The organism is Streptomyces celluloflavus, assembly GCA_000720995.1.
Taxonomy (GTDB): Bacteria; Actinomycetota; Actinomycetes; order Streptomycetales; family Streptomycetaceae; genus Streptomyces; species Streptomyces celluloflavus.
The window spans coordinates 1-20099 of record JOEL01000006.1 but is presented as its reverse complement, the minus strand read 5'-3'; the positions used below and the strand labels follow the sequence as shown (position 1 = coordinate 20099).

At 72.9% G+C, this 20099-nt stretch carries 17 protein-coding genes; 7 read left to right on the top strand and 10 right to left on the bottom strand.

The features are described 5' to 3' along the window. Positions 1 to 280: 280 nt before the first annotated feature. From IH09_RS07745 to IH09_RS07735, 3 genes are all read left to right on the top strand, one after another. Positions 281 to 1057, top strand: coding sequence for an SDR family NAD(P)-dependent oxidoreductase (locus IH09_RS07745; protein ID WP_052855364.1), 777 nt, complete (start codon positions 281 to 283; stop codon positions 1055 to 1057). A 312-nt stretch (positions 1058 to 1369) separates the two neighbouring features. Further along, entirely contained in the window at positions 1370 to 3031 is a 1662-nt protein-coding gene (locus IH09_RS07740; RefSeq protein ID WP_052855363.1) for a class I adenylate-forming enzyme family protein, read from the top strand. An 83-nt stretch (positions 3032 to 3114) separates the two neighbouring features. Beyond that, positions 3115 to 3723 (top strand): TetR/AcrR family transcriptional regulator, encoded by a 609-nt coding sequence (locus tag IH09_RS07735; protein WP_052855362.1) that lies wholly within the window; start codon positions 3115 to 3117, stop codon positions 3721 to 3723. Positions 3724 to 3785: 62 nt separating this feature from the next. Here IH09_RS07735 and IH09_RS07730 read toward each other — a convergent pair whose 3' ends face one another. From IH09_RS07730 to IH09_RS07700, 7 genes are all read right to left on the bottom strand, one after another. Further along, positions 3786 to 5000 (bottom strand): acyl-CoA dehydrogenase family protein, encoded by a 1215-nt coding sequence (locus IH09_RS07730; RefSeq protein WP_052855361.1) that lies wholly within the window; start codon positions 4998 to 5000, stop codon positions 3786 to 3788. 8 nt (positions 5001 to 5008) lie between these two features. Further along, on the bottom strand, positions 5009 to 6091 hold the full coding sequence (locus IH09_RS07725; RefSeq protein WP_052855360.1) for a phosphotransferase family protein: 1083 nt from the start codon (positions 6089 to 6091) through the stop codon (positions 5009 to 5011). A 175-nt stretch (positions 6092 to 6266) separates the two neighbouring features. Continuing rightward, positions 6267 to 7304: an MBL fold metallo-hydrolase gene (locus tag IH09_RS07720; protein WP_094794562.1), complete on the bottom strand. Its 1038-nt coding sequence runs from the start codon at positions 7302 to 7304 to the stop codon at positions 6267 to 6269. Between the two features lie 229 nt (positions 7305 to 7533). Then, positions 7534 to 7893 carry a DUF202 domain-containing protein gene (locus tag IH09_RS07715; RefSeq protein WP_052855359.1) on the bottom strand — a complete coding sequence of 120 codons (360 nt, stop codon included), beginning with the start codon at positions 7891 to 7893 and terminating at the stop codon, positions 7534 to 7536. A gap of 3 nt (positions 7894 to 7896) precedes the next feature. Beyond that, on the bottom strand, positions 7897 to 8325 hold the full coding sequence (locus tag IH09_RS07710) for a YidH family protein (protein WP_052855358.1): 429 nt from the start codon (positions 8323 to 8325) through the stop codon (positions 7897 to 7899). Positions 8326 to 8368: 43 nt separating this feature from the next. Then, positions 8369 to 8902 carry an NUDIX hydrolase gene (locus IH09_RS07705; protein WP_052855357.1) on the bottom strand — a complete coding sequence of 178 codons (534 nt, stop codon included), beginning with the start codon at positions 8900 to 8902 and terminating at the stop codon, positions 8369 to 8371. A gap of 92 nt (positions 8903 to 8994) precedes the next feature. Beyond that, complete coding sequence (locus IH09_RS07700; protein WP_052855356.1) at positions 8995 to 9888, bottom strand: DMT family transporter; 894 nt, start codon at positions 9886 to 9888, stop codon at positions 8995 to 8997. A gap of 209 nt (positions 9889 to 10097) precedes the next feature. Here IH09_RS07700 and IH09_RS07695 point away from each other — a divergent pair, with 209 nt between their 5' ends. Then, positions 10098 to 11753 carry an FAD-binding dehydrogenase gene (locus tag IH09_RS07695; protein ID WP_052855355.1) on the top strand — a complete coding sequence of 552 codons (1656 nt, stop codon included), beginning with the start codon at positions 10098 to 10100 and terminating at the stop codon, positions 11751 to 11753. 366 nt (positions 11754 to 12119) lie between these two features. Next, positions 12120 to 13115, top strand: a complete 996-nt coding sequence (locus IH09_RS07690; RefSeq protein ID WP_052855354.1) for a hypothetical protein — start codon at positions 12120 to 12122, stop codon at positions 13113 to 13115. A 137-nt stretch (positions 13116 to 13252) separates the two neighbouring features. On the opposite strand, the gene IH09_RS07685 is transcribed toward IH09_RS07690, so the two are convergent. Then, complete coding sequence (locus IH09_RS07685) at positions 13253 to 13654, bottom strand: hypothetical protein (RefSeq protein ID WP_110952140.1); 402 nt, start codon at positions 13652 to 13654, stop codon at positions 13253 to 13255. Positions 13655 to 14253: 599 nt separating this feature from the next. On the opposite strand from IH09_RS07685, the gene IH09_RS07680 reads away from it, so the two are divergent. Together IH09_RS07680 and IH09_RS07675 are read left to right on the top strand one after the other, a co-directional pair. Next, positions 14254 to 15864 carry an ATP-binding cassette domain-containing protein gene (locus IH09_RS07680; RefSeq protein WP_052855490.1) on the top strand — a complete coding sequence of 537 codons (1611 nt, stop codon included), beginning with the start codon at positions 14254 to 14256 and terminating at the stop codon, positions 15862 to 15864. A 1157-nt stretch (positions 15865 to 17021) separates the two neighbouring features. Then, a complete protein-coding gene (locus tag IH09_RS07675) occupies positions 17022 to 18404 on the top strand; it encodes a tetratricopeptide repeat protein (RefSeq protein WP_052855353.1) in 1383 nt (460 codons plus the stop codon). A 281-nt stretch (positions 18405 to 18685) separates the two neighbouring features. Here IH09_RS07675 and IH09_RS07670 read toward each other — a convergent pair whose 3' ends face one another. Beyond that, the gene (locus tag IH09_RS07670) at positions 18686 to 19105 is read right to left on the bottom strand and encodes an NUDIX hydrolase (RefSeq protein ID WP_052855352.1); all 420 of its coding nucleotides are present in this window, start codon (positions 19103 to 19105) and stop codon (positions 18686 to 18688) included. Between the two features lie 18 nt (positions 19106 to 19123). After that, complete coding sequence (locus IH09_RS07665) at positions 19124 to 19798, bottom strand: HAD family hydrolase (RefSeq protein ID WP_052855351.1); 675 nt, start codon at positions 19796 to 19798, stop codon at positions 19124 to 19126. Positions 19799 to 20099: the final 301 nt, after the last annotated feature.

Below are 20099 nucleotides of genomic sequence, written 5' to 3'. Positions count from 1 at the left end.
CACCTGTGGGCCGGTCACCTGTAGCCGGTGCCCTGCCGGCCGGAGTCGCGCGCGACCGAGATCGTGCGTGACCGAGACCGCGTGCGCCACCAAAACCGCATGCGACTCAGACCGCGCGCCACCAAGACCGACTCCGACCGACTCCTACAGAGACCGACCGACTCCGACAGGGACGACCGACCACGGCCAAGGCCGAGACCAAGCCCACCACCAAGCTCAAGCCCACCACCAAGACCAAACCCACCACCAAGCCCAATCGCGTAACCGAGGGAGACCCAGCGTGGAAGCCGTACGGGACAAGGCCGTTGTCGTCACCGGAGCGGGCGGGGGGATCGGCGCCGCGCTGGCGCGCCGGTTCGTCGCCGAGGGGGCTCGGGTGGTGGTCAATGACCTGGACCGGGAGAAGGCCGAGCGGACCGCGGCCGAGATCGGGGCCATCGCGGTGCCGGGTGACGCCTCCGCCGTCGTCCCGGCCGCGCGGGAGGCGCTCGGCGGCGCCGTCGACATCTTCTGCGCCAACGCCGGCCGGGGCGACGCGGGCGGGCCCGAGGCGGCCGAGGACGTCTGGCAGCAAGCCTGGGACGTCAATGTCATGGCGCATGTGCGGGCCGCCCGCGAGTTGGTGCCGCACTGGCTGGAGCGCGGCAGTGGGCGGTTCGTCTCGACGGTCTCGGCCGCCGGGCTGCTCACCATGGTCGGGTCCGCGCCGTACAGCGTCACCAAGCACGGTGCCTACGCCTTCGCCGAATGGCTCTCCGCGACTTATCGCCACCGGGGCATCGACGTACACGCCATCTGTCCGCAGGGCGTCCGTACCGACATGCTCGCCGGTACCGGAACCGCCGGTGACCTGGTCCTCAGGGCGGGGGCCGTCGAACCCGAGGCCGTCGCGGACGCGCTGTTCGCCGCCATCGAGGCGGGCCGGTTCCTGGTGCTGCCGCATCCGGAGGTCGCCGGCTACTACGCCGCGCGGGCCGCCGACCCGGACCAGTGGCTCAGCGGTATGAACCACCTCCAGCGGAAGTGGGAGAAGGCGGAGGGCCGGGACGCCTCCTAGCGTCGCGCTCCCGGGGACCGGACCGGGACCGGACCGGACGGGGCGGACGGGGCGGACCGGACGGGGCGGACCGGACGGGGGCGGAACCAGGCGGGGACGGAACCACCCCGGACCGGAACCAGGCAGCCCGACCCGGCCCCGCTCCACCCCGCCCGCACACCCCCCGCACCTAACAAGGACGATTCAGACGAAAACCACACCACCGAGGCGACCAGCCACCGGACCACCGGACCACCAGGTGACCAGGCAACCACGTGACCAGCCGACCACCTGACCAGCCGACCAGTGACCAGGAAGAGAGGGCCGCACCCGATGACCTCGTACCAGGACAAGCCGTGGCTGGCGCAGCTCAACGACGCCCAGCGCGCGCCCGTTCAGCCGCCGGCCTCGCCGCTGCATGCCTTCCGGGACGCGGTCCGGCGTGCGCCCGGCCGTACCGCGCTCGCCTACTTCGACGGACGGCTGACCTACGCCGAGGCCGACGCGCTCTCCGACGGCGTCGCCGCGCACCTCGCCGGCCGCGGCTTCCGGCGCGGGGACCGGGCCGCGGTGATGCTCCAGAACACCCCGCACTTCGTGCTCGCGCTGCTCGGGGTCTGGAAGGCGGGCGGGGTGGCCGTCCCCGTCAACCCGATGTACAAGGCCGGGGAGATGCGGCACATCCTGCACGACGCCGAGGTCACCGCCGTCATCTGCGCCGACCACACCTGGGACGGCTTCCTGCGTGCCACCGCCGCCGAGGCGCCCTCCGTACGGATCGCGCTGACCGCCTGCGAGTGGGAGCTCCAGACCCGCGACGATCCCCGGGTGCTGCGCGGTGAGCGGCTCGGGGCGCGTGAGGGTGCCGACGATCTGCTGACCGTCGCCCGCACGGGCGGGGAGACAGGTACCGTTCCGGACGGTCCGGCCCTCACCGCCGACGACATCGCGCTGATCAGCTACACCTCCGGCACCAGCGGAACCCCCAAGGGCGCCACCAACACCCACGGCAACATCACGTACAACGCCGAGCGGCAGCGCACCGGTCTGCCCCTCCCGGAAGGCGCCACGTACTTCGCGCTCGCCCCGCTCTTCCACATCACCGGTATGGTCTGCCAGCTGTCCGCCGCCCTCGGCAACGCCGGCACCCTCGTACTGGCCTACCGCTTCGAGGCGGGCGTCGTCCTGGACGCCTTCCTGGAGCACCGCCCCGCCTACACCGTCGGCCCGTCCACCGCGTACATGGCGCTGATGGCCCATCCCGAGGTCAGCCGGGAGCACTTCGCGTCCTTCCGGATGATGTCCTCGGGCGGTGCGCCGCTGCCGCCCGCGCTGGTGGCGAAGTTCCGCTCCGGTTTCGGTCCGTACCTCCACAACGGTTACGGCCTGACCGAGTGCACCGCCCCGTGTGCCAGCGTCCCGCCCGGCAAGGAGGCGCCGGTCGACGCGGTCTCCGGCACTCTGGCGGTCGGTGTGCCGGGCCCGGACACGGTGGTCCGGATCATCGACGAGGGCGGCCGGGACGTGCCGTTCGGCGAGCAGGGCGAGATCGCGGTGCGCGGTCCGCAGGTGGTGCCCGGCTACTGGCGGCGGCCGGACGCCACCGCCGAGAGCATTCCGGACGGCGAACTGCGCACCGGCGATATCGGCTTCATGGACCGCGACGGCTGGCTGTACGTCGTGGACCGCAAGAAGGACATGATCAACGCCGCCGGTTTCAAGGTGTGGCCGCGGGAGGTCGAGGACGTGCTCTACACCCACCCGGCGGTGCGCGAGGCGGCCGTCGTCGGCGTGCCCGACGCCTACCGGGGCGAGTCGGTGAAGGCGTATGTGAGCCTGCGGCCGGGGACCGGCCCGGCGCCCGCGGAGCTGATCGCCTACTGCAAGGAGCGGCTGGCGGCGTACAAATATCCCCGGGAGGTGGAGATCCTGCCGGAGCTGCCGAAAACCACGAGTGGCAAGATCCTCCGACGGGAGCTGCGCGACCGCGCATGACCCGGGGTACCCCGCGGGCCCCCGGCCGGGCGGCCCGGCCACCGGCACGACAGGCGCGTACGGACGAAGGACAGGTGAGGACGATGGCCGGCACGAAGGACGGCGGCGGCGTCGGCGGCGGTACGAAGCCCGTGGCCCAGCGGCTGCTGGCCACCGCCACCAGGCTCTTCGCGGAGCAGGGCTACGACCGTACCTCGGTCCAGGAGATCGTCGACGCGGCGGGCGTCACCAAGGGCGCCCTGTACCACTATTTCGGCTCCAAGGACGATCTGCTGCACGAGGTCTACGGCCGGGTGCTGCGGCTCCAGCAGGAGCGGCTGGACCATTTCGCGAGCTCCGGCGCACCGGTCGAACAGCGGCTGCGGGACGCCGCGGCCGATGTCGTCGTCACCACCATCGAGAACCTCGACGACGCCACGATCTTTTTCCGCTCGATGCACCTCCTCAGCCCGGAGAAGGACAAGCAGGTACGGGCCGAACGGCGGCGCTACCACGAGCGGTTCCGGGCGCTGGTCGAGGAGGGCCAGCGCACCGGGGTGTTCGCCGCCGACATCCCGGCCGACCTCATCGTGGACTACCACTTCGGCTCCGTGCACCACCTGGGCACCTGGTACCGCGCGGACGGCCCGCTCACCCCGCAGCAGGTCGCCGACCACCTCGCCGAGCTGCTGCTGCGCGCGCTGCGGCCGTAGCGCGCGCGGACGCCGGCGGAGCCCCGCGGCAGTGCGGGGCTCCGCCGGCGTTCCGCCGTCCGCTACCGGTACTTCTTCAGCTCGCGCCGGGCCAGCGACCGCTGGTGCACCTCGTCCGGACCGTCCGCCAGCCGCAGCGTGCGCGCCCCGGCCCACAGCTCCGCCAGCGGCGAGTCCTGGCTGACCCCGCCCGCGCCGTACAGCTGTACCGCCCGGTCGAGGATGTCCACGACCGTGCGCGGGGTGGCGATCTTGATGGCCTGGATCTCGGTGTGCGCGCCCTTGTTGCCGACGGTGTCCATCAGCCAGGCGGTCTTCAGCACCAGCAGCCGCAGCTGTTCCACCGCGACCCGCGCGTCCGCGATCCACTCCTGGATCACGCCCTGCTGCGCCAGCGGTTTGCCGAAGGCCGTACGGGTCACCGCGCGGCGGCACATCAGCTCGATGGCGCGCTCCGCGATGCCGATCAGCCGCATGCAGTGGTGGATCCGGCCGGGGCCGAGCCGGGCCTGGGCGATGGCGAAGCCGCCGCCTTCCTCGCCGATCAGATTGCCCGCCGGAACCCGTACGTCGTTGAAGACCACCTCGGCGTGGCCGCCGTGGGAGTGGTCCTCGTAGCCGTAGACCCGCATGGCGCGCTTCACCTCCAGGCCGGGGGTGTCGCGCGGGACGAGCACCATCGACTGCTGGCGCCGGATGTCGGGGCCGTCCGGGTCGGTCTTGCCCATCACGATGAAGATCTGGCACAGCGGGTTCATCGCGCCGGAGATGTACCACTTCCGGCCGTTGATGACGTAGTCGTCGCCGTCCCGGTCGATCCGCGTCTCGATGTTCGTCGCGTCCGACGACGCCACATCGGGCTCGGTCATCGCGAACGCCGACCGGATCTCGCCCGCCAGCAGCGGTGCCAGCCACTGCTTGCGCTGCGCCTCGGTGCCGAACTGCGCCAGCACCTCCATGTTGCCGGTGTCCGGGGCGGCGCAGTTCAGCGCGGTGGGCGCCAGTTGGGGGCTGTGGCCGGTGATCTCCGCGAGCGGGGCGTACTGAAGGTTCGTCAGCCCCGCGCCGTACTCGGCGTCCGGCAGGAACAGGTTCCACAGCCCCTGCCGGCGCGCCTCGGCCTTGAGCTCCTCGACCACCGGCGGGGTGTCCCAGGGGGAGGCGAGCGCCGCCCGCTGCTCGTCGGCGGTCCGCTCGGCGGGCAGGACGTGCGTGGCCATGAAGGCCAGCAGCCGCTCGCGCAGTTCTTCGGTACGGGCGTCGAATGCGAAGTCCATGGGGTGCCTCAGCTTTCGTCGAGGGCGGACAGGGTGGCGTGGCCGTGCTCGATGAAGTGGGGGACGACCGCGCCGATCCGGTCGAATCCCTCGCCGAGGGTTTGGCCGAGCGTGTAGCGGTAGTGGATGCCCTCCAGGATCACCGCGATCTTGAAGTAGGCGAACGCGGTGTACCAGGCGACCCGGGAGACGTCCCGGCCGGAGCGGGCCGCGTACCGCTCGATCAGCTCGGCCGGTTCGGGGTGGCCGGGCGCGCCACGGGTCGTGGCGAGGGGCGAGGGCGCCCCGGCCCCGGCGAGCGGGCTCTCCCGCTGCTCGCTGTACATGACCAGCAGTCCGAGGTCGGTGAGCGGATCGCCGAGGGTGGACATCTCCCAGTCCAGTACGGCGGTGATCCGGTCGTCGGCGCCCACCAGGACGTTGTCCAGCCGGTAGTCGCCGTGCACGACGGCCGGCGCGGGGGAGTCGGGCAGCGTCCTGCGCAGCGCGTCGTGGAGCGCGTCGATGCCCGGCAGTTCGCGGCTCCTGGACGCCGCCAACTGCTTGCCCCAGCGCCGCAGCTGACGGTCGAGGAAGCCCTCGGGGCGCCCGAAGTCGCCGAGGCCGGCCGCCTCCGGGTCGACCGCGTGCAGCTCGACGAGGGTGTCGACGAGCGAGAGCACCACGGCGCGGGTGCGCTCGGCGCCCAGCGGCCGCAGCTGGTCGGCGGTGCGGTACGGCACCCCCTCGACCAGCTCCATCACATAGAAGGGCGCGCCGAGCACCGACTCGTCCGTGCACAGCAGCAGCGCCTCGGGTACCGGCACCGGCGTCCCGTGCAGCGCGCTGATCACCCGGTACTCGCGCCGCATGTCGTGCGCGGTGGCGAGGACATGGCCCAGCGGCGGCCGGCGGACGACCCAGGAGGACGTGCCGTCGGTGACGCGGTAGGTGAGATTGGACCGCCCGCCCTCGATCAGCCGCGCGCGCAGCGGGCCGCGGGTCAGCCCCGGCAGTGCCCGGTCCAGATGTGCGCGCAGGCGCTCCGGATCGAGGCCCGGGGTCGCCTCCGGGGGCGCGGCGTCCTGCGGGGGAGGGGTGCCCTTGCTCATCGTGCTCCTCCGTACGGAGTGGACAGGGGGCCGGTCGGCCGGTCGCTGGCACGATCATGCCGACTAGTCGGTATGGAGTCCAGTGTTCGCACGGGGGACATCGGTCACGCGGCGGAATTCCGCCGCCGGGCGGGGCACGGGCGACGGGGCGGCCCGGCCGGGCCGCCCCGCGGGCTCACGCGTGACAGGCCATCGGCACCCCGCCGTTCATGACCGTCATATCGGAGAAGCCGGCCAGCGGGTCCAGCGGCGCCCCCGGTTCGGCGCCCGACAGTTCCGCGTACGCCCGGTGCAGGTTCGCCACCAGCCGCTCGCTCTCGGCCAGCTGCGCGAACGGGCCGAGATCCGCCTCCCGGGCGACGTCGAGCGGGGTACGGCCCGCCGCCCTGCCCTCCCGGGCCAGTTCCAGGACGAACCGCAGATAGCGCTCGATGCCGTCGTACACCTCGGGCCCGGTCACCGTGCCGTGCCCGGGGACGACGGTGACCGCGTCCAGCGAGCGCAGCACCTCCATCGCGCGCAGCGAACCGGTCAGCGAGCCCATGAAGACGAACGGGGTGCCGCCGTGGAAGACGAGGTCCCCGGCGAAGACGATGCGCTGCCGGGGCAGCCAGACGATGGTGTCGCCGGGGGTGTGCGCGACGCCCGGGTGGATCAGTTGCACCTCGATCCCGCCGACGTGGAGGGTCAGGGTGTCGGTGAAGGTGACGGACGGCGGTGTGATGGGCACGTCGCCGTACGCCACCTGCGGCCACACCGCGTGCAGTTGATGCCCGGCGGCCAGCACTTCACGGCGGCAGGCGTCGTGTCCGATGACCGTCGCCTCGGGCGTGAAGACGCTGTTGCCGTAGGTGTGGTCGCCGTGGTGGTGGGTGTTCACGACGATGCGGGGCGTCGGTGCGCCGCTCTCCGCGATCCGGCGGCGCAGGAGACGGGCCCGGCGCTCGGTGGCGGCGGTGTCCACCACGAGCGTGGTGTCCCCGTCGGTGACGAAGCCCGCGTTGTTCAGGCACCAGCCGCCGTCCGGCTGGATGAACGCGTGGACGCCGGCGGCCAGTTCGGTGAGGTACGGCTCGGGGACGGCGGGGCCGGGGTCCGCCGGGTCCGGCGGTGTGCCGCCCGGAGCCGCCGGGGGCGTCGTGGTGCGGGCGGCGTCGGCGGCGGACGGGCGGACGGTGTCCGGGCCGGCGTCCTGGGGTGCCGTGTCGGGCATGCGGAGGAGTTCCCCTCGGGTGATGGTCCGTTCGGGTGAGGGTCGGTCACCCCTCGTACCCGGAGCCCGGTCTGCGTCCGGCAGGACGCCGCGGGGCCCGGCGTCACCGTACTCCGGCACCCGTACGGCCAGGCGGCCTCCCCGCACTCGTACGGCCGGGTGGTCTCCGGGCTCCCGTACGGCCGGCGGTCCCCCGGTACCCGTACGGTCAGCCGGCCGCCTTCGCCCGTCAGTGGCCGGGCAGCAGGATCGCCGCGCCGAACACCGCCAGTGCCACCGTGCCGCCGCCCAGCAGCAACGCGGCGCGCGGCGGGAGCCCCGCCGGGCGGGCGGCGGCCAGCGCCCGCATCCGGCGGTGCGCGATCACCACAAACATCAGCCACATCAGACCCAGCAGTGCCGTCCCCAGCACCTCGACCGGGCCCGGGGCACCGCTCCGCACCAGCTGCCGGCCGGCCAGCACCGCGACGACCGTGGCGGAGAGCGACGAACGCCGCCAGGCCAGCCGGGTCCGCTCCGGCTGCAACCCGGCATCCCGGTGGGGTGCCGGGCCCGGTGGCCGCGCGTCCTCCCGGCCGGGGTCACCCATCGGTTACCGCGTCCAGCCCAGTGCGACCAGCACCACCATCGCCGCCGCCAGGACACCCAGACCCAGCGCCAGGAAGGCGGGGAAGCGGGAGACGGGCAGATCCGTACCGCGCCGCATCGCCCGCTCGCAGCGCCCCCAGTGGCGGACCGCCCGCAGCGCGCACAGCGCACCGCCCACCAGCAGTACGACGGTGAATGTCAGCCGCGTCCCCTCGTGCAGCCGGGGGAGGAACTGGTCCACCGCGAAGCCGCCGCCGACCAGCGCCAGGCCGGTGCGCAGCCAGGCGAGAAAGGTCCGCTCATTGGCGAGCGAGAAGCGGTAGTCGGGCGTGCTGCCCTCCTCGCGGATCCGCGCGGGCGAGAACCACAGCCGTACCTCGGCGCCGATCGACGGCCGTCCGCTGGTGTCGGGACCGGGGTCGGGGTGGCTCATGGCCAAAACCCTACCGGTCGGTCCGGAACGGGCTCGCGCGGCATCAGCCCTCCCCGTCCGCCCGCCGGGCCAGCAGCCGCCGGTACGCCTCCAGACCGTCCGGCGTCCACGCCCAGGTACCGAGCCGCCGGGTCAGCTCCTCCTCGGTGAGGAAGGCGTGCCAGTCGATCTCCGACTCCTGCGGGGCGACCGGCAGCGTGCACCGCACCTCGTAGACCGCGGACCACCAGGTGTGCTCCGGTGTCTCGTAGAGGAAGGAGAAGAGCCGCTCGGGGCGGGCCAGACCGCGCACGCCCAGCTCCTCCTCCGCCTCGCGCAGCGCCGCCTCGTCGTAGCTCTCGCCCGCGCCGACCACACCGCCCACGAACATGTCGTAGTGCGCGGGGAAGACCAGCTTCTGCGCGGTGCGGCGGTGTACGAAGATCCGGTCCGCGGCGTCCCGGACCAGGACGAACGCGCACCGGGTGCGGAGTCTGCGGGCGTACGCCTCGCCCCGTGGGGCCTGCCCCACGACCTGGTCGTGCTCGTCGACGACGTCGAGGATTTCGTCCGCGTTGAGCGGTTGCCGGTCGGTCATGGGGCCATGCAACCACCAGCGGCCCGGGGCGTCCCCCGCCGGGGGAGGGGCGGCCCGTTCTCCCGTTCCGTGGCGCGGTTCCCGGACCGGCGTCAGCGCGGCTGGAGCTCCCGTACCGCCTCGGCCCGGCCGGTCCCCGGCGGCATCGCCGGATGGCTGCCGATCAGCACGATCCCCGCGATGACGGCCGCTATCCCGACCGCCTCCCCGGCCAGCGCCCCGGTCGTCACCTCCAGCCGGTCGCCGAGGAAACCCACCCCGCAGGCGATACCGGCCAGCGGCTGGGCGGCCGTCAGCGCGGGCAGCGACATCCGCAGCGGCGCCGTCTCGAAGGCGCTCTGCACCAGCACCAGCGCCAGCACACCGAGCACCACGATGGTGTACGGCTGCCAGCTCGTGAACAGCGCGGACCAGCCGCCGTGCCCGAAACGGTCCCCGCTGAGCCGGGTCAGCGCGTCCTGGAGGCCGTAGATCAGCCCGGCCGCCAGGCCCAGCAGCGCCGCCTCCAGGCTGATGTGGATCCGTACCCGCTTGGCGTAGGCGGTGAGCAGCAGGGCGGTGCCCAGCACGATGCCCATGATCAGCCACTGCCACAGCGTCGCGTCGGTGTGGCCGCCGCCGCGCGGCCGGCCCGCCACGATGAAGGCCGTCACCCCGCCCGCCAGCAGCCACAGCCCGGCCCAGCCGCGGCGGCCGAGCCGCTGCCTGGTCAGCTGCCGGGACAGCGCCATCGCGAACAGCAGATTCGTCGCGAGCAGCGGTTCGACGAGGGTGATGTCGCCCATCCCCAGCGCCACCGCGCCGAGCCCCATCCCGCACACCATCAGGGCGATACCGGCCAGCCAGCGCGGCATCCGCATCAGGTCGAGCAGCAGCCGCAGCGAGAGGAAGTCCTTCATCGGAGCCTGCTGGGCGGCGGCCTGCTGGAGGACGAAACCGAGCCCCAGACAGCACGCCGCACCAAGGGCGAGCAGTATCACCGTCACGTCGCACACCTCGTATCGCGCGGGGCGGGGGATGTGTCGAGAATAGCCATCCGGCGACGGCCGCGCGGTGGTCCTTGTCGCCTCTTCCCAGCCTGACACCCGTGCGGGAAACCGGGTAATCCGAGGTTGACGCCCGCGGCCGGGTGCGCTGAGGATCGACCCACCACGGCGGCCGGGGCGTCCGGCACGCCCCGGTGAGGAGACCAGAGATGGCGTACGACGCTGATGTGATCGTGATCGGGGCGGGGCTGGCGGGCCTGGCGGCCACCGCGGAGCTGGTGGACGCCGGACGCAAGGTGATCCTCCTCGACCAGGAGCCCGAACAGTCCATCGGCGGTCAGGCCCACTGGTCCTTCGGCGGCCTCTTCCTGGTCGACTCGCCCGAGCAGCGCCGCCTGCGGATCCGCGACAGCCACGAGCTGGCCTGGCAGGACTGGCTCGGCACGGCGGGCTTCGACCGGCCCGAGGACCACTGGCCGCGCCGCTGGGCCGAGGCGTATGTGGATTTCGCGGCCGGGGAGAAGCGCTCCTGGCTGCACCGGCAGGGCATACGGATCTTCCCGGTCGTCGGCTGGGCCGAACGCGGCGGCTACGGCGCGATCGGCCACGGCAACTCCGTCCCCCGCTTCCACATCACCTGGGGCACCGGCCCCGGCCTCGTCGCGCCCTTCGAACGCCGGGTGCGGGCCGGTGTCGCGCGCGGACTGGTCGAACTGCGCTTCCGGCACCGCGTCACCGGGCTCGCGCGCAGCGCGGGGAGCGTGGACACGGTCTGCGGCGAGGTGCTCGCCCCCTCCCGCGCCGAACGCGGTACGCCCAGCAGCCGCGAGGTGGCCGGCGCCTTCGAGTTCAAGGCGCAGGCCGTGATCGTCACCTCGGGCGGGATCGGCGGCAACCACGACCTGGTGCGCGCCAACTGGCCCCGGCGGCTCGGCAAACCGCCGGCCCGGATGCTGTCCGGGGTGCCCGCCCATGTGGACGGCAAGATGCTCGGCATCACCGAACGGGCCGGCGGCCGGATCATCAACCGCGACCGGATGTGGCACTACACCGAGGGCATCGAGAACTGGCACCCCATCTGGCCGCGGCACGGCATCCGGATCCTGTCCGGGCCGTCCCCGCTGTGGCTGGACGCGCGCGGCAAGCGGCTGCCGGTGCCGCTGTTCCCCGGCTTCGACACCCTCGGCACCCTCGAACACATCATGCGGACCGGGTACGACCACACCTGGTTCGTGCTCACCCGGAAGATCATCGAGAAGGAGTTCACCCTCTCCGGCTCCGAACAGAACCCGGATCTCACCGGCAAGAGCATCCGTGACGTGCTGGGGCGGGCCAGAGGCGGTGCGCCGGGCCCGGTGCAGGCGTTCCTGGATCACGGTGCGGACTTCATCGTCGAGCGCTCGCCGGCCGAGCTGGTCCGGCGGATGAACGAGCTGACCGGGGAGCCGCTGATCGACGCGGCCGCGCTGCGCGCCGAGATCGTCGCGCGAGACCGGGAGATCGCCAACCCCTTCACCAAGGACCTCCAGGTCACCGCCGTGCGCGGCACCCGCAAGTACCTCGGCGACCGGCTCATCCGCACCGCCGCCCCGCACCGGCTGCTGGACCCCGCGGCCGGTCCGCTGATCGCCGTACGGCTGCACATCCTGACCCGTAAGACGCTCGGCGGCCTGGAGACCGACCTGGCCTCGCGGGTCCTGACCGAGGGCGGCGAACCGCTGCCCGGCGTGTACGCGGCGGGCGAGGCGGCGGGCTTCGGCGGCGGCGGAGTGCACGGCTACCGCTCACTGGAGGGCACCTTCCTCGGCGGCTGCCTCTTCTCGGGCCGTACGGCGGGCCGCGCGGCGGCGAAGGCGGTCTCCTGACGGGCGCGGGCGGCCGGTCCGCGCACCGGACGTACGGGCATCTCGTGCGCGTGTCCGCCGGGTGTCGGTTTCATGGCGTTTCAATGTCCTTGCAGGGAAGGGGAGTTGGCGGATCCGGCCATTCCCCTTCCGGCCTTGACGCAGAGCCCTGCCTACCGCTTTGCTGTGCGTGATTACTCGGTGTGGACCGGGTCACCACTCCCCGCAGGCGGACCCCGCGGCGGGCCGGGTGTGCGGCGCCCCGTCGGGCGCACCCCGGACCGCGCCCGCGGGCGGACCGGATCCACCCCTCGTCCCAGGCGACACAGCCACCGCGACACAGTGAGGTGAAAGATCGGTGCAGCGCGTCCCGGAGCCCCCCGGTCCATGACTCCTCCGCCACCGCCGCGCGGGCCGGGTCGCCCCCGCAGCGAGAACGCCGCCGTCCTCTCCCCGGCCCGCCCCGCTCTTCCCGCGCCGGTCGTCCTCTCCCCGGCCCTGGACGACGTCCAGCTGACCATCGCCACCGAGGCGCTGGCGCACGGCCGGTGGACCCGGGTGCGCACCCTGCTCGCCGAGACCGGCGAGGACTGGGATCTGCGCGGACACCGATTAACGGTGCTGGCCCGGTGCCCCGGAAGCGCCGCCTGGGCCCGCGACTGGCAGCTCGCCGACCCGGAGAGCGGCGACGCCGCCACCCTCCTCGCCTGCGCGACGGTGCAACTCGCCGTGCGCGGTACGGGCAGCGCCGAGGCCGCGGCCCGGGAATGCCGGACCGCCGCCCGGATGGTGCCCGCCGACCCCACCCCCTGGCTCGCCGAACTGATCCTCGCCCGCCGCACCGGCACCGCGGACCACCGCGCGCACGCCTTCGCGGAGATACGGGCCCGCCACCCCGACCACCACCACGCGCACCACCTCATGACGGCCTGCCTCGCCGAGCGGCAGCGCGGCACCCCGGACGACCCGCGGCACGAGGTCTACGACTTCGCCGCCCGGTCCGCCGAACGGGCCCCCGCCGACTCCCCGCTGGCCGTCCTCCCCGTCATCGCGCACGCCGAGCGCTACCGCGTCCTGGCCGCCGCCGGACTCGCACCCGCGAACCCGGCCGCCTCCGGACACTGGTCCACCCCGCGCGCCCGCCAGGACCTGAAGGCCGCCTTCGACTGGTGGCTGGAGTGGGAGGGGGAGGGCCACCCGCGCGGCAAGGTCGACCTCAACTTCCTCGCCCACGCCACGTTCCACGAGGGCAGCCTGGCCGAGGCGGCTGCCCTCTTCCACCGCATCGGCCCGTACGCCACGCCCGCACCGTGGTCCTACACCGGCCATGACGCCGGAGCGGCCTTCCGGGCCGCCCGCGATGCGGTGTTCCGTTCGGGATGACCGGACGGGTGGACCGCCTGTGCCGCCGCCCCTCGACGGTCGGCGTCGCCCGGCCGGCCCCGCCTTGCGTGCCGACGCCTTCGCGGTCGGCCTGCCCGGTGCCTGCGCCGCCCGGCCCGCGCGGCAGTCCCCGGGCCTCAGCCCTCCAGTCCCTCCCGCACCCGCCGTGACACCTTGAACGTGTAGAGGTCCAGCACCCCCGGCGGCTCCGCGATACCGGGGCCGCCCGCCCGGATCCAGGCGGCGATGTCCGCCAGCGCCTCGTCATCATTGACGAGCCCCAGCCAGACGGGCCGCCCGCCCGCGGCCCGGCCCGCCGCCGACGGCTGGACCACGACGACATTGGCCTGGTCGCAGACGTCCAGGCACTCCGAGGCGCGTACCGGTGCGGCGCCGTCAAGTGCCGTGCGCAGCCGGGGTATCTGTCCCGCGTGGTCGACGCCCGGGATCTTGGCCCCGTCGCCACAGCAGCAGCCACGGCAGACGGTGACCCGGCACGGGGTTTCGGCGGCCGCCCGGCCGGAACTCTTGGTGATCATTGCGCACATGCTACGTGCGCGGATCCGGCCGGCCACGGGCTGCCCCGGGGCAGCCCGTGGCCGGGAAGATCCACCGGGGGGCTGTCGGCGGCGGACTGCGCCCCCACATGTAAACGCAACCAAAATAGCGTTTGTATTTTCGCGGCACCCGCCGTAACGTCGTTGTCGGTCCCACTGCCGTTGATCGGAGAAAGCCGTTGCTCGTCTGAGGTCTTGAGACACCGCGCCCGCGATGACGTACCGCGGCACCGCACGACAGCCCCGCCCGCAGCCTCCGCTGCCAGGGTGTGCGCCTCGTGCCCTGCCCGTCGCCCGTTCATCGTCCGGCCCTGTCCGCGACCTCGGCGTCAGCCGGTCCGCCTCGGCTTCCCTGCCGGCAGTTTCCCTGTCGGCTCAGGCCGGCGGCCGCCCCGTCGGCGGCCTCCCTCCGGGCCTCTCCCGCGGTGTCTCCTGCGCAGCCCCTTTTCCCGCCTCACGCACCGCAGGAGACCCTTATGTCAAGGTCCAGGCCCCAACTCCGAGCCACGTCCGCCTCCACGGCCTCCCCGACGCCCGCCTCGGCGTCCCCGTCTTCGCATTCGGCCCGGCCGTCACCGTCGATCCGATCGGCCCGGCCGTCTATCGTCTGCACCGGCCTCGGCTTCGCCTGGCCCGACGGCACGTCCGTCCTGGACGACTTCTCGCTCACCGTCGGGCTCGGACGAACGGGTCTTATCGGCCTCAACGGAGCAGGGAAATCAACTCTGTTGAAGCTGATCGCCGGCGAGCTGACGCCGACCGCGGGCAGCGTCAAGACCGTCGGCGAGGTCGGACACCTCCCGCAGCACGTCCCGCTCGACACGGAACTACGGGTCGACCAGGTGCTCGGCATCGCCACGGCACGCGCCGCCCTGCACGCCATCGAGGGCGGTGACACCAGCGAGGCGCAGTACACCGCCATCGGCGACGACTGGGACGTCGAGGAGCGCGCCCGCGCCACCCTCGACCAGCTCGGACTGCCCGGTATCGACCTCGACCGCACCGTCGGCGAGGTCTCCGGCGGTGAGTCCGTACTGCTGCGGCTGGCCGCCCTGCTGCTGCGCCGGCCGGACGTACTGCTGCTGGACGAGCCCACCAACAACCTCGACCGCGCCGCCCGCCGGCGGCTGTACGCGGCAGTCGCCGACTGGGCCGGTGTGCTCGTCGTCGTCAGCCACGACCGCGAACTCCTCGGGCTGGTCGACCGGATCGCCGATCTCCGCGGCGGCGAAGTCCACTGGTACGGCGGCAACTTCACCGCTTACGAACAGGCGCTGGCCGTCGAACAGGACGCGGCCGAGCGGATGGTGCGGGTCGCCGAGGCCGACGTGCAACGCCAGAAGCGCGAACTGTCCGCCGCCCACGTCACCTTGGCCCGCCGGGTTCGCTACGGCAAAAAAATGAACGCCACCAAGCGCGAGCCGAAGATCGTCATGAACGAGCGCAAGAGGGAGGCCCAGGTCTCCGCGGGCAAACACCGCATCCTGCACACCGAGCGGCTGAAGGAGGCCAAAGACCGCCTTGACGAGGCCGCCGAAGCCGTGCGGGACGACGACGAGATCCGCATCGACCTGCCGCACACCGCCGTACCGCCGGGCCGGTCCGTCCTCACCCTGCGGGACCTGCGGGTCCGCCACGGCGCGCATGCCGACCTCGACGTACGCGGTCCCGAGCGGATCGCCCTGACCGGCCGGAACGGTTCGGGCAAGACGACTCTGCTGCGGACCGTCGCGGGCGAGATCCCGCCGGTCGCGGGCACGGTGGAGGCGTATGTCCCGTACCGCTTCCTTCCGCAGCGGCTGACAGTCCTCGACGACGACCTCACCGTGGCCGAAAATGTCGCCCGCTTCGCCCCGGACGCCACCAACAACCGCATCCGGGCCCGGCTCGCGCGCTTCCTCTTCAAGGGAGCCCGCGCCGATCAGCAGGCCGGCACGCTTTCCGGCGGCGAACGCTTCCGGGCCTCGCTCGCCGCCCTGATGCTGGCCGAACCGTCCCCCCAGCTCCTGCTGCTCGACGAGCCGACGAACAACCTCGACATGGCGTCGGTCCGCAAGCTCGTCACGGCCCTGGAGTCGTACGAGGGGGCGCTGGTCGTCGTCAGCCACGATCTGACGTTCCTGCGCGAACTCGGCATCACGCGATGGCTCGCGCTGGAGGGTGGTGAACTGACCCGTATCGAGCCGCTGTAGGCGGGCCGCCGGGGGAGCGCGGCAGGGGGGACGCGGCAGGAAGGCGTCGCGGCGGGGTCGGCGCCGTTCGGTCCCGCCCGCCGCGCCACCCCGTCGGCGAACCTGTTGCCGAAACCTTCCTTCATGGGTCATGATCCTCCGCATGACCAACAGGAAGGGCGGCCACCGCCCCACCCGATGACCGCGCGGACGCCGGCCCGAAACCCGGCTTCCGCCCCGTCCACCCCCGAGTGCGCCCCCTGGCCGACGAGATCGCCGGGGCCGCCGACGGGTCGCAACTCTCCCCGCCCGGCCCGGCCTGAGACGCCGCCGCCCGCGACGCGCCACGCCCCGGCGCATACAGGCCGGTCTCCAACTGTCCAAACGCACTCGGCGACAGTTCCGCGTGGCAGCACCTTGCGCTGTTGCCTCGCCTGGTTGCGTACGGCACCGCAGCCCCGTCGGCCGCACGCGCATCGCGTCGGCATGTCTGGCCCCCCGATCGCGCGGCCACTCAAGCGCCGGATCGCCAGGGCGCCGAGTCACCCACCACCCGGTTCACGGTTCACGGTTCACCGGAACCGGGCAGTCGCCACGCCCCACGGCGGGCCGCACGGTACATGCCCCGACACGGGACATCCCGTGACACGTCACCCGGCACGGCACATCCCGAGACGCGGCGCCTCGCCCCGCATGTCCCGTGGTGCATCGCGTCGGACGGCTCGCGGCCCGGCTGCCCGGCGGCCGCACGGCGAAGGCGGCGCACACCTTCTCCGGCGCTCGCGGGCCCACTCCGCACGAGGCCGCTCAAGGCATCCCGTAGGAGCCCGACGGGCGACGGCCGGGACGGGGCCCGCTGATCCACCTCACCCCTTCATTCGCACTCCGCTACCTCAACGCCCTCCCGTGAACGCCCGCGTCTGAACGTCTGCGCCTGAACGTCTGCGCCTGAACGTCTGCGCCTCAACCTCTCCACGCCAACTTGTATGGCCATAAAGCGTGTTACGGCACTCCGCATCCATCCGCCGGCGTGCGTGGCCCCGCTGCGCCCATAGGTAGGCGTACAGCCACCCGGACGTCACCCCTCTCCTGCCTACGCACCGACCCGCCGAGCTACCCATCTACCGGCCTGTCTGCCCGCCCCTCCCGGGTGCGCCCGACCCCATGAGGTCCCAGCCATGACCACTCGTCACCCCAGCGACCCCACCGACATCGCCCGACTCCAGCGCCTGGCCGAGTCCGGCGATGCTCCGGGTGTCCTGCGCGTCCTGCGCACCGCCGACGGCCTGTCACTGCGTGACACGGCCCGGATCACCGGAAAACTCGCCACCGCGCTGGGCTTCGACAACCTCTCCGAAGCGGCCACCGCCCTCGTCCGCGATCCCGAAGATCCCCAGTACCTCTACGACTTCGGGTACGCCTGTGTGGACCGGGGCGCCGCCTTCCTCGCCATCCGGCCGCTGTACGAGGCCCTGCGGCACGTTCCCGACTCCCCGTTGGCGCGTACCGAGCTGGTGGCCGCACTGGAGGCGGAGAACCGGCACGCCGAAGTGGTCGAACTGCTCGAAGCGCACCTGGCGACGCTGCGCCCCTGGCCCGACCGCTACCTCCTGGCGTTCAACGCCCTCCTGGCGGGTGACCCGGACCGGGCGGGTACCCACTTCGCGCGGCTGCCCGTTCCCGACGACGTACAGTGGCAGCCCGCCCACGCCCGTCTCCACGCCATGCTCCGCCGCACCCTGGCCCTCCGGGCGGCGGCCACCCCGCACCCCTTCGACTCCATCGCGGCCCTCGGCGGGCGCCTCGCCTCCGACTCCTCAGCCGTCACCTCCGACGCGCCACCCGCTCCCGCCCCGCTGGCCCCCGACGACCTGCGCGGCTGGCACTTCGCCCTCACCGGCGGCATCCTCACCACCCTCTCGCCCTACGGCTTCGCGAGCATGCGAGGCCGCTACGGCCTCCTCCAGGAGACTCCGGGCGGGGTACTGCACGGACTGCACCGGCTGCGCCTGGTCCTGACACGGGCCGGCCTCCGTCCCCGGACGGTTTCCCTGCTCCCGGACCGTTCCAGCCGCATCCTCGGACGGGCCGCGGCCCGCCTCCTGGGCGTCCCGGCCGAGCCGTTCGACCCCGGTCGCGCCCGTACCCTCGTGGTCGCCCACCGCCTCGATGAGGCCGATCCGGACACGCTCCGGCAGCTTCGGGACCGCACCGACCAGCAGATCCTCTTCGAGCACGCCACCTGCTGGACCCGTCCGCCGGCCGTCGGCGCCGATATCAGCACGCTCCTCGGGCAGTTCGTCAGCGCCCCGTGGAGTGCCCGCCTCCGCTTCTCCGGTGACGGTGCCGCCCAGGGCCCTCCCGACGACCGCCCCGAGCAGGTCATCGTGGACGACCTGCTCCGCGCGGACCCCACCCCCGACCCCGGCGACGGCGAGTCCCCGGCCGATCCGGACACGGCGCTGGGCCGTTTCGTCACCACCGCCCGCGACGAGTGGCTCACCGGCCCCCGCGACCACCTTCCGTCGCCCGGCCCGGTCCACAGCCCGCGTTTGACCTGACACCGGTTCCCGCCGGCACCACCGCGCCGGGTACCGGAGCGGCCGCCGCCGTCAGTGGCACCCTGAGGCACGACGGCGGCGGCGACCGCACGCGCAATCCGTGGACAGCCTCATCGACACCACTGGCGGTCGACGCCACTGAAGACGGACACCGCTGGCGGTCGGCGCCACTGGTGACGGAGACCACTGGCCGTCGACGCCACGGGAGAGGGACATCACGGGCGATCGACGCCACTGGTGCCACCGGCACCGACCGCACCACCCTCTGCAACACCCCCGCGTCACCCGAAACAGGCCAGGCTCTCCGCACACTGCGAGTGCAGCGGCGCCGGCAGCGCGTCCGGTGCGAACCACCGCAGTGCGTCGAACTTGTGCGGCTCGCCGATCGTCACCTCGTCCGGCGCCACCCGTACGGCGAAGATCACCGCGACCCAGTGCGAGACGACCGGATCACCGCGCAGCACATTGCGCACCCCGATCCGCTCGATCCCGAGCGGTCGCGCACCGTACTCCTCGCCGACCTCCCGCGCCACGGCCGCCTCAAAGGTCTCACCGAACTCCAGGGCCCCGGCGCCGCAGTCCCATGTCCCCGGTTCGTCCCGGGCCCCCGCGCTCCGTCGCGCCAACAGCACCCGCCCTGCTCCGTCGTGACACACGAACACACACGACACCCTCGGCCCCGCCGTCACCGACTCCGCCATCTCCTCTGTCCCGTCCGCTCAGAAGTGCCGCAACAGCTCGCCGAAGGCCGACAGCCGCAGCACCTTCCCGTCGGCGGGGTCGAGTTCGCCGTGCTCCAGTACCCAGGTGTGATCGTTGGGGATGAACACGGCGTTGAGACCGGCCGAACGGGCGGGCAGGATGTCCGATTTCGGCGAGTTCCCGATCATCCAGGTCGCCTCCGGTATCAGCGCGTACGTCCGCTTCAGCTCCTCGTACGTGGCCACGTCCTTCTCCGCCACGATGTGCACGCCCCGGAAGTGCCGGGTGAGCCCCGAGGCCGCCACCTTCCGCTGCTGCTCCTGGGCGTCGCCCTTGGTGAGCAGGAGCAGTTCGTGCCGCCGTGCCAACTCCGCCAGCGTCTCCGCCACCCCGGGAATCAGCTCCACCCGGTCCACGTCGAACGCCGCCGCCCACCCCGAGATCCGCGCGCTCTCCTCCGGCGTCGCCGCCCGCCCCCGCAACCGTGCCACGCACTCCCCGAGACTGCGCAGAAAGACCTTGCTGCCGTACCCATGGGTCACGGCGTTCGCCGCTTCGATGCCGTCCAGCACGGCCCGGACCCCGTCCCGGTCGAGATCCGGCCGCGCCATCCACGCCAGAAACTCGTCGATGACCCGCTCGAAGATCACGTTGTTCTCCCACAACGTGTCATCCGCATCAAAGATCAACACCCGTCGCGCACCCCTCCCACACTTCACCGACCCGCGCACCCTACGCACGACCCGCACGGGGGCGCACCGCAAATTACGGGAGCGCTCGTGGGGGTGGGCGCGCCGGTCAGCTCCGCCCGGCCCGCCCTGCTCACGCGCGGCAGTCCCGCCCCGTTGGCCCCACCGAGCGCACCCGCCCTGTCGGCCCCGCCGCGCGCCTCCCGCCCCGTTATGTTTTTCGCGGTCCTGCAAGAGGGCCGCTGGCCTCCGGGCCTGGCATGACTTTTGCCCCCTGTCGAACGGATGACCTGGGGGGTGGTGT